Source organism: Pseudomonas sp. 43(2021), assembly GCF_017490805.1.
GTDB lineage: Bacteria > Pseudomonadota > Gammaproteobacteria > Pseudomonadales > Pseudomonadaceae > Aquipseudomonas.
Genome location: NZ_JAFGYJ010000082.1, coordinates 1 through 1196 on the forward strand (window position 1 = coordinate 1; position 1196 = coordinate 1196).

The 1196-nt window shown below is 57.6% G+C and carries 2 protein-coding genes; both read left to right on the forward strand.

Going from position 1 to position 1196, the window contains the following annotated elements; translation table 11 throughout:
• Positions 1-620, forward strand: a 620-nt coding sequence (locus J5M71_RS25970; RefSeq protein WP_050489968.1) for a phage minor tail protein L, incomplete at its 5' end; no start/stop codon positions are given.
• A gap of 5 nt (positions 621-625) precedes the next feature.
• Positions 626-1196, forward strand: a 571-nt coding sequence (locus J5M71_RS25975) for a C40 family peptidase (protein WP_085696708.1), incomplete at its 3' end; no start/stop codon positions are given.

Below are 1196 nucleotides of genomic sequence, written 5' to 3' on the forward strand. Positions count from 1 at the left end.
ACCTGACAGAGGTCGGTGGAGAACGTTATTTTTTCTGTAATGAGCAGAACGAAAAAGGTGAGCCGGTCACCTGGCAGGGGCGACAGTATCAGCCGTATCCCATTCAGGGGAGCGGTTTTGAACTGAATGGCAAAGGCACCAGTACGCGCCCCACGCTGACGGTTTCTAACCTGTACGGTATGGTCACCGGGATGGCGGAAGATATGCAGAGTCTGGTCGGCGGAACGGTGGTCCGGCGTAAGGTTTACGCCCGTTTTCTGGATGCGGTGAACTTCGTCAACGGAAACAGTTACGCCGATCCGGAGCAGGAGGTGATCAGCCGCTGGCGCATTGAGCAGTGCAGCGAACTGAGCGCGGTGAGTGCCTCCTTTGTACTGTCCACGCCGACGGAAACGGATGGCGCTGTTTTTCCGGGACGTATCATGCTGGCCAACACCTGCACCTGGACCTATCGCGGTGACGAGTGCGGTTATAGCGGTCCGGCTGTCGCGGATGAATATGACCAGCCAACGTCCGATATCACGAAGGATAAATGCAGCAAATGCCTGAGCGGTTGTAAGTTCCGCAATAACGTCGGCAACTTTGGCGGCTTCCTTTCCATTAACAAACTTTCGCAGTAAATCCCATGACACAGACAGAATCAGCGATTCTGGCGCACGCCCGGCGATGTGCGCCAGCGGAGTCGTGCGGCTTCGTGGTAAGCACGCCGGAGGGGGAAAGATATTTCCCCTGCGTGAATATCTCCGGTGAGCCGGAGGCGTATTTCCGTATGTCGCCGGAAGACTGGCTGCAGGCAGAAATGCAGGGTGAGATTGTGGCGCTGGTCCACAGCCACCCCGGTGGTCTGCCCTGGCTGAGTGAGGCCGACCGGCGGCTGCAGGTGCAGAGTGATTTGCCGTGGTGGCTGGTCTGCCGGGGGACGATTCATAAGTTCCGCTGTGTGCCGCATCTCACCGGGCGGCGCTTTGAGCACGGTGTGACGGACTGTTACACACTGTTCCGGGATGCTTATCATCTGGCGGGGATTGAGATGCCGGACTTTCATCGTGAGGATGACTGGTGGCGTAACGGCCAGAATCTCTATCTGGATAATCTGGAGGCGACGGGGCTGTATCAGGTGCCGTTGTCAGCGGCACAGCCGGGCGATGTGCTGCTGTGCTGTTTTGGTTCATCAGTGCCGAATCACGCCGCAATTT